Below are 7,584 nucleotides of genomic sequence, written 5' to 3'. Positions count from 1 at the left end.
TATGTTCTATAGCTTCCACCTGTCAAATTAATTGCGATAATTCACCTGCAATTCGAATGAATGGTGCGTTATCGACCGTCGTCGTTTGAAGCTTAGTTTTTAAAATAAATGTAATCGGTTTTTAAGCTGGCGGAGAGGGGGGGATTCGAACCCCCGATAGGCTTGCACCTATGCCGCATTTCGAGTGCGGTACGTTCAACCACTCTGCCACCTCTCCAAGGCGCCAAGAACCCGCGGTCGCCCGCAGGTGGTTGGTCGGTGTTCTAGGCGAGGTTCGCGGATCAGACAAGCCGGATGCGACGTAATTTCTGCAATCCATCACCCTGACCGGCCACAAACGGCCTGACCACTGGCGGCCGCGCCGAAACCAGGCGGCCAGGCAACGCTCAGTCCTTGGCTTTCTTGTCCTTTTTGTCGTCCTTGTCCTTTTCCTTCTTGTCCTTCCTGCGGTTGGTGAAGCGGGCATTGCCGAGGCCCGTTCCGATGGTCAACACGCCCCAATGCTCGCAATCCTGCATGAACGGCACCTCGCTGAGACCCTGGGCGACGCCGTCATTGTGCATCAGCACGGCGGTGTCGTGCGCGCCGATCTGTGGAATGCCTGCCGCCAGCAGCGCCGGCAGGTTGAACTTGCTGCTTTCCCAATTGCCCGGCAGGTTCTGCGCGCCCTTTTCGATGGTGCCGTCCTCGTTGATCACGCCCGGGCAGGAAATCCCGATGAACGGCGCCAGCTTGAAGCCTTCGGCCTCGGCCGCGGTAATGAGGTCCTTCAACATCTTCACCAGCCGCTTCACGGCGCCTTCGCGGGTCGGCTCGTCATCGGCATGACGCCATAAGTCGGACTTCCAGACCGTCGCCTTCGACAGGTCCGGCGCCTTTTTCCAGCGCGATTCCACCACCCCGCAGCGGATGTTGGAGCCACCGATGTCGACCGCCAGGATGGTGTCATGGCCCTCGAAAATCCAGGACGGCGCCAGATGCAGGCAACCCAGCAGCCCGGCCTCGTCCGGATGAAACCGGATCGGAATCATATCGACCTTGAGGCCCTCGGCCTTGAGCAAGAGGCCAGTCCGCGCAATCGCCAGCTCGCCGAGCCGGCTCTGGCGGAAACCGCCACCGACCACGATGCATTCCGTATCGGTCCACGCCTTGCTCTTCAGGAAGCGACGGGTGACGTAGGCCAGCTCCTGGGCAAAATCCTCGATCGCGCCATGGACCAGCGCCGCGGCCGCGATGTCCTCGCCCAGCAGCGCCTCGTCGAGCGTCGACTTGCCGATTTCCTGCGTGGCCTTCTTGCCGAGCGGGTCGTCGCCATTCTTCTGCAGCGGCTTGCGCAGGCCATCGAGGATCCGCTGGAAGGCGCCCTTGCTGGCGCGGTCGCCGAGAAACCCGTCATCGTCCTTCAACTCGATGTTGAAGCTGTCCACATCGACCGAGGGAAGCCGGTTCGCGCCGTGCCTGCCGATGCCGGCGGTCGTCAAAGTGTCGTCAGCCATTTTTACCCCTGCATTGCAAATCGACTGACAATGCGCCGGGAACCGGTTGGTTGCATGGCTCGATCGGCACGGCGGAGGGCCGTCGCCAATCGGCCGAACCTTCGATTTCGTGCTGTTTACCGGACTTTTCCTTGACTCTCCGAGTGGCCCGGCTATAACTCCCGCACCCGGCGCAGGTTTTTCCTCGCGCCGATTGTTTTTGCGCGGCTGGCGGCAACGTCCCCAGGATCGCAAGAATGCGCTGAAATCCTTCGGGATGACCGCGGCAAAACTCAAGAATTAACAAAAAGCCGGCCCGGAGCATCCGAGGTTGGAAAGATCACGAAGGAATATAGAGATGTTCGCAGTCATCAAGACCGGCGGGCGGCAATATCGCGTCGTCGCTGAAGATGTGCTCGAAGTAGGCAAGATTGAAGGCGAAGTTGGAACGATCATCCAGCTCGGCCAGGTTCTGGTGCTCGGCGGCGATACGCCCGTGCTCGGACTTCCGATGGTTGAGGGCGCCACCGTGGCGGCCGAAGTGCTGTCGCACAAGCGCGGCCCGAAGATCATCTCGTTCAAGAAGCGCCGCCGCAAGAATTCGCGCCGCAAGCGTGGTTACCGCGACGAGATCACCGTGCTGCGCATCACCGAGATCCTGGCCGACGGCAAGGCGCCGACGATCGGACCCCGGCCGAAGCGTGAAAAGGCGGTTGTTGTCGCTCCGGTGGAAGCCGAAGACGCAGCCTGATCGAACGCACTATGGCGCGGCGATCCATCGCCGCGACAAGTTGAAAAAATGTGAGATAATTCCGTCAAGGAATTGATCTAGATCTTATCGAAATCGGAGACGGGCTATGGCTCATAAAAAAGCAGGCGGTTCATCGCGAAACGGTCGTGATTCGGCGGGCAAACGCCTCGGAATCAAGATGTATGGCGGCGAGCGCGTAATCCCCGGCAACATCATCGCGCGTCAGCGCGGCACCACCTGGCATCCCGGCCTTAATGTCGGCATGGGTACCGACCATACCCTGTTCGCCAAGGTCGAAGGCCATGTGCAGTTTCGCGCCAAAGCCAACGGCCGCACCTTCGTATCGGTTCTGCCGATTCTCGAAGCCGCGGCCGAATAATACGGTGGACACATTGGAGTCCGCCGGGTCCTGTTGAACCCGCGGACGCCAGACAAGGCTCCAGGGGGAGGCGGGAAACCGGCCTCCCCCTTTCTTTTGGTGCGTCGCCTCGCGGCGCATACAGGAGCCGAAGATGCTGCAGGACATTCCGACCCCGACCTTGCGCGAAAGCAGAGGCTGCGTCCTCGAGACCCAGCGGCTGGCCCTGCGCAAGCCGACGCTCGCGGACGTGAAAGCCATCGTCGAACTCGCCAATGACCGGCGCATCGCCGAGATGACCCGCCGGCTGCCCTTCCCCTATCTGCACGACCACGCGGTGGCCTTCGTCAACTCGCTGGGCGAGGCCAACAGCGACACCGTGTTCCTGATCGAGCTCGATCATCAGCCGATCGGCATGGTCGGCGTCGACTGGCGCGCGCCGGAACTGCCGGAACTTGGCTATTGGCTGGGCGTGGCGCATTGGGGCCAGGGCTTTGCGACCGAGGCCGCGCGCGCGGTGATTGATTTCACCTTCGAGGAATTCAACGTCGCGCATCTGATCTCCAGCGCCCGCGTCGCCAACCCGGCGTCGCGCAACATCCTGGAGAAGTGCGGCTTCCAGTGGAGCGGCGTCGAGTTGCACCGTTTCGAGGCGATCGGTTCATCGACGCCGGTCGACTGCTTCAAGCTCAGCCGCGGTGTGTGGTCGTCGCTGAAGCACTGGGGCGATGCGACGCGGCGATAGGCGCATGCCGTGCGCGCCTGTCGCCGTGCCGCTATGACGCGGTGCGCATGCGACCGATCCCCGGAAGCATCAAACCCGCCGCGGCGATCGCAACAAGGCCCACCAGAAATGCCGACGGGTAGCCGAACCCGCCGGAGACAAGACCGACAACCGGCCCCGTCACGCCGAGGGCGAGATCGAAAAACGCGATGAAGTTGCCGACGGCGCGACCGCGCTGGGCCGGCGGAACGCGGCGTGTGGCAATCACGCCCATGGCCGGAAAGATCAACGAGAAGCCGATCCCCGTAAGGGCTGCGCCGGCCACCGCGTAGGTCGGCGAAGGCGCCAGCCAGAGCAGCACCTGGCCGCAGCCTTCGATCGCCAGCGAGATGCCGACCACCACCGCGGCGCCATGCTTGTCGGTCAGATGCGAACCGACCAGCCGCACCGCGACGTAACCGATCCCGAACGCCGTCATGGCATAGCCGGCGCTGCTCCAGCCTTGCGCGGCATAATCGAGCGGCAGGAACGCCGCCATGCTGGCGAACGGCACGGTGGCCAGCATCAGCAACGTGCCCGGCAGCCAGATCAGGCCGATCACCCGATGGAAAGCAACGCGATCACCGCCGGCAGCCGGGACCACGGCCGGCAGCACCATGGCAATGACGGCCGCGACCAGCGGCATCAGGATGGTCAGCGCGCCGACGCTGGCAAAGCCGGTGGCATCATACGCGGCGAGACCGAGTGGCGCGCCGAGCCCCAGCGCGGCATACATCGCGATGCCCTGCAGGGACATCACCCGGCCGGTGCGGGCAGCCCCGATGCGGCCAATGCCCCAGCTCATGGTCCCCGTGATGAACAGACTCTCGCCGAGCCCGAGCAGGACACGGCCGATCACCAGAATCGCGAGCCTCCCGGTCGGCGTGATCGGCGCCAGCGAGGCGATGTAGAACGCGCCGGCCAATGCGGCCATGGGCAATCCCAGCAGCACCACGCGGCGCGGCCCGTGGCGGTCGCATAGCGTGCCCGCCAAATGGCGCGAGACCACGGTGACCAGCGATTGCACCCCGATCACGCAGCCCACCGTGAAGCCGCTGAATCCGAGATCGCGATGCACGTAGATCGACAGCACCGGCAGCGGCGCGGCGACGGCGAGAAAGCCCAGCAGGACGATGCACACCAGCGGCAACAGACCCGACAGGACCGATCGCTCGGAGGCTTGGTCGATGGAAGAACCGAGGGAGGAAGTAACAGTCACGGCACGCGCCTTTCATATTCCGCCGCGGGAAGCCCGAGGCACGGAATGGCGCGTTGAGTGACGTTAACGCTTACGGATGAACAGAAGTCCTGCTCTCGATGCGCGGCGACGTATCGCATCGATTCGAGCGCGTCAACCGCAGATGCGTAAGGGGGGCGCGCGATCTTCCTGCCCCTCCGCTCACACCGGCGGACTGACTTCCGGCACCTTGCCGAGCTGCCGCTCGCGCAGGAAGATATACAGTCCCGCCGTCACGATGATCGCCGCGCCGATCAGCGTCGCGATCGACGGCACGTCACCGAACACGGCATAGCCGAACAGCACCGCCCAGATGATCATCGTATATTGATACGGCACCACCACGCTGGCCGGTGCCAGCTTCAGCGAGCGGTTGACGCACAACAGCGCACACACCGATGTCACGCCGCCGAACAGGAACATGCCGGCATCGCCGACGCTTGGCGTGACCCAGCCGAACGGCGCCATCACGGCGCCGAAGGCGAGCGAACCCATGAACTGCGTCGAGGCCAGTACGACGTCGGGCGCGGAGCGCAGCGTGCGCGTCAACAGCATCAGACTGGCAAACGACGCGCTGCCGCACAGAGCAATCAATGCCGGCCAGGTAAAGCTCTGTGGCGATGGCTGCAGAGCGATCAGCACGCCGCAGAAGCCGACGGCCACCGCGCTCCAACGTCGCCAGCCGACCTCCTCGCGCAAAAAGATGGCCGAGCCTGCGGTGACGAAAATGGGTACCGCCAGATAGAAGGTGATGACGTCGGCGAGCGGCAGATACACCGTGGCCGCGAAAAACGCAGCGACGTCGACGGTCGACAGCACCATCCGCGCCAGTTGCAGCCGCGGACGCTCGAGCCGCAGGAACTCGGCGCGATATTGCCAGATCGACGGCGACAGGAACAGCAGTGCCGCGATCGCGCGCAGAAACAGCAACTGCCCGACCGAGTGATCGATGACCAGGTATTTGCCGATCGCGTCGCCCAGCGAAAACAGGCAAATGCCGGCCAGCATCAGCCCGATGCCTGCCAGCGCGGGAGACCGCGCATCAGCGCCTGGGGCCTTCATTCCAAACATGGCGGGATGCTCATTTCCGAAGCAAGATCGGTAGAGGGGTTTTGACAGACGATCAACCCGGGCTCGGTGCCCGGCACGGCTGCGTGATGTTACCGATTGACGCGGCGAGACTGAAGTCTCGATACTGACCGCAAATAACATAGGGAAAATGAAATGATTCCGGGTTTTCGCCGTTTGCTGTCGCTGTCCGCCGCCTTGCCTTTACTGGCTGCCGTTCCGGCCCACGCCGACATCGACGTCGCCCGGACGAAGGCGGCTATCCAAACGTCGCTGGACGCGAACTACCCCAAACTCGACGAACTCTACAAGGACCTGCACGCTCATCCGGAACTGGCGTTCCAAGAGGTGAGAACGGCGGCCCGGCTTGCCGCGGAGATGCGCGCGCTAGGCTTCGAGGTGACCGAACAGGTCGGCAAGACAGGCCTCGTCGCGATCTACCGGAACGGTGACGGCCCCACCATCATGGTCCGCACCGAACTTGACGCGCTGCCGATGGAGGAAAAGTCCGGGCTGCCATATGCCAGCCGTGAGAAGACCAACTGGAACGGCGTGGAGACCTTCGTGGCGCATTCATGCGGCCACGATATTCACATGGCGAGCTGGGTCGGGACGGCCAAGACGCTGCTCAGCATGAAGGATCAGTGGCAGGGGACCCTGATGTTCATCGCTCAACCGGCGGAAGAAACCGTCTCCGGTGCCAAGGCGATGCTGGCGGACGGCCTGTTCACCCGGTTCAAAAAGCCTGACTTTGCGTTCGGACTTCACGATTCGCCGCGCGCTTATGGCACCGTGGCGTACCGGGTCGGTGAAATTTCGTCGAATTCCGACAGCCTCGCGATCAAGTTTCGCGGCCGCGGGGGCCATGGCTCGGCGCCGCACCTGACCATCGACCCGGTGCTGATGGCGGCGCGCTTCGTGGTCGATATGCAGGGTGTGATCAGCCGCGAGAAGAGCCCCAGCGAGTTTGGCGTCGTCTCGATCGGCGCCATTCATGGCGGCACCGCCGAGAACATCATTCCGGACGATGTCACCGTGCTTGGGACGATCCGGACCTACAAACCCGACGTGCGGAGCAAAATTCTCGCCGGCATCGAACGCACAGCGAAGGCGGAAGCCATCATGTCCGGCGCGCCCGAACCGGAGATCAAGATCACCGAGGGCGGCAAGGCGGTCGTCAATGACGCGAAAGTCGCGGAAATGTCCGCGAAGGTGTTGCGCGCCGCGTTTGGTGACCAGTTGAAGCCCGCGCCGATCGGCACAGCCAGCGAGGACTTCTCCGAATACGTCAATGCCGGCGTACCGTCGCTATTCTTCAGCATCGGTGTCTATGATCCGCAGCGCGTGGCGGCGGCCGATGCGGGCGGCGCGCAGGTCGCCCCCAACCACTCGCCGTTCTTCGCGCCGGTTCCGAAGCCGACCATCGAGACAGGGATCCAGGCGATGACGCTGGCGGTGCTCAGCGCCTTCGATCAGAGGGCGGCCCGCTGAGGCATGGTTAACCCGCGCCACGGTTTCGACACATGTGTCGGTCGGGGGAATAATTTGCCCGGAAAGATAGCCTTTTCCGGGCAATCCATGGTACGGCAGGCGCATGAAATTTCTCGATGAAGCCAAGGTTTATATCCGCTCCGGCGACGGCGGTAACGGTTGCGTGGCGTTTCGCCGTGAGAAGTATATCGAGTTCGGTGGACCAAGCGGCGGCAATGGCGGTCGCGGCGGTGATGTCATCATCGAAGTCGTCGACGGCCTCAACACGCTGATCGACTATCGCTACCAGCAGCACTTCAAGGCGCCGAAAGGCACCAATGGCATGGGCAAGGACCGCCACGGCGCCAACGGCAAGGCCGTGACGCTGAAGGTGCCGGTCGGCACGCAGATTTTTGACGAGGATCGCGAAACGCTGATCCACGACTTCACCAAGCTCGGCGA

The 7,584-nt window shown here is 63.2% G+C and carries 7 protein-coding genes, 1 tRNA gene and 1 pseudogene; 5 read left to right on the top strand and 4 right to left on the bottom strand.

Going from position 1 to position 7,584, the window contains the following annotated elements; translation table 11 throughout:
* Positions 1 to 127: 127 nt before the first annotated feature.
* A tRNA-Ser gene (locus Q0S16_RS13725) sits at positions 128 to 217 on the bottom strand.
* Between the two features lie 169 nt (positions 218 to 386).
* Positions 387 to 1,496, bottom strand: a complete 1,110-nt coding sequence (locus Q0S16_RS13720) for an ROK family protein (RefSeq protein WP_295849113.1) — start codon at positions 1,494 to 1,496, stop codon at positions 387 to 389.
* A 337-nt stretch (positions 1,497 to 1,833) separates the two neighbouring features.
* Here Q0S16_RS13720 and rplU point away from each other — a divergent pair, with 337 nt between their 5' ends.
* From rplU to Q0S16_RS13705, 3 genes are all read left to right on the top strand, one after another.
* The gene (gene rplU / locus Q0S16_RS13715) at positions 1,834 to 2,226 is read left to right on the top strand and encodes a 50S ribosomal protein L21 (protein WP_295849112.1); all 393 of its coding nucleotides are present in this window, start codon (positions 1,834 to 1,836) and stop codon (positions 2,224 to 2,226) included.
* Positions 2,227 to 2,332: 106 nt separating this feature from the next.
* Positions 2,333 to 2,605 (top strand): 50S ribosomal protein L27, encoded by a 273-nt coding sequence (gene rpmA, locus Q0S16_RS13710; protein ID WP_295849111.1) that lies wholly within the window; start codon positions 2,333 to 2,335, stop codon positions 2,603 to 2,605.
* Between the two features lie 133 nt (positions 2,606 to 2,738).
* Positions 2,739 to 3,329 carry a GNAT family N-acetyltransferase gene (locus Q0S16_RS13705; RefSeq protein ID WP_295849109.1) on the top strand — a complete coding sequence of 197 codons (591 nt, stop codon included), beginning with the start codon at positions 2,739 to 2,741 and terminating at the stop codon, positions 3,327 to 3,329.
* Between the two features lie 31 nt (positions 3,330 to 3,360).
* On the opposite strand, the gene Q0S16_RS13700 is transcribed toward Q0S16_RS13705, so the two are convergent.
* Together Q0S16_RS13700 and Q0S16_RS13695 are read right to left on the bottom strand one after the other, a co-directional pair.
* The gene (locus tag Q0S16_RS13700) at positions 3,361 to 4,566 is read right to left on the bottom strand and encodes an MFS transporter (protein WP_295849106.1); all 1,206 of its coding nucleotides are present in this window, start codon (positions 4,564 to 4,566) and stop codon (positions 3,361 to 3,363) included.
* A gap of 180 nt (positions 4,567 to 4,746) precedes the next feature.
* On the bottom strand, positions 4,747 to 5,655 hold the full coding sequence (locus Q0S16_RS13695; protein WP_295849104.1) for a DMT family transporter: 909 nt from the start codon (positions 5,653 to 5,655) through the stop codon (positions 4,747 to 4,749).
* Positions 5,656 to 5,808: 153 nt separating this feature from the next.
* On the opposite strand from Q0S16_RS13695, the gene Q0S16_RS13690 reads away from it, so the two are divergent.
* Both Q0S16_RS13690 and obgE read left to right on the top strand, forming a co-directional pair.
* Complete coding sequence (locus tag Q0S16_RS13690; protein WP_295849102.1) at positions 5,809 to 7,143, top strand: amidohydrolase; 1,335 nt, start codon at positions 5,809 to 5,811, stop codon at positions 7,141 to 7,143.
* A 103-nt stretch (positions 7,144 to 7,246) separates the two neighbouring features.
* Positions 7,247 to 7,584: pseudogene (gene obgE, locus Q0S16_RS13685) on the top strand (GTPase ObgE); the annotation flags it as partial.

It is taken from the genome of Tardiphaga sp., assembly GCF_025356345.1.
Taxonomy (GTDB): Bacteria; Pseudomonadota; Alphaproteobacteria; order Rhizobiales; family Xanthobacteraceae; genus Tardiphaga.
Note: the sequence above shows the minus strand (reverse complement) of the source record. Positions and strands in the feature narration are given on the sequence as shown.

What these genes read in the sequence shown, in the direction of transcription:
- Q0S16_RS13695 (WP_295849104.1), bottom strand. Translation starts at nt 5,655, where the DNA reads ATGTTTGGAATGAAGGCCCCAGGCGCTGATGCGCGGTCTCCCGCGCTG.
- Q0S16_RS13690 (WP_295849102.1), top strand. Translation starts at nt 5,809, where the DNA reads ATGATTCCGGGTTTTCGCCGTTTGCTGTCGCTGTCCGCCGCCTTGCCT.
- Q0S16_RS13705 (WP_295849109.1), top strand. Translation starts at nt 2,739, where the DNA reads ATGCTGCAGGACATTCCGACCCCGACCTTGCGCGAAAGCAGAGGCTGC.
- rpmA (WP_295849111.1), top strand. Translation starts at nt 2,333, where the DNA reads ATGGCTCATAAAAAAGCAGGCGGTTCATCGCGAAACGGTCGTGATTCG.
- rplU (WP_295849112.1), top strand. Translation starts at nt 1,834, where the DNA reads ATGTTCGCAGTCATCAAGACCGGCGGGCGGCAATATCGCGTCGTCGCT.
- Q0S16_RS13720 (WP_295849113.1), bottom strand. Translation starts at nt 1,496, where the DNA reads ATGGCTGACGACACTTTGACGACCGCCGGCATCGGCAGGCACGGCGCG.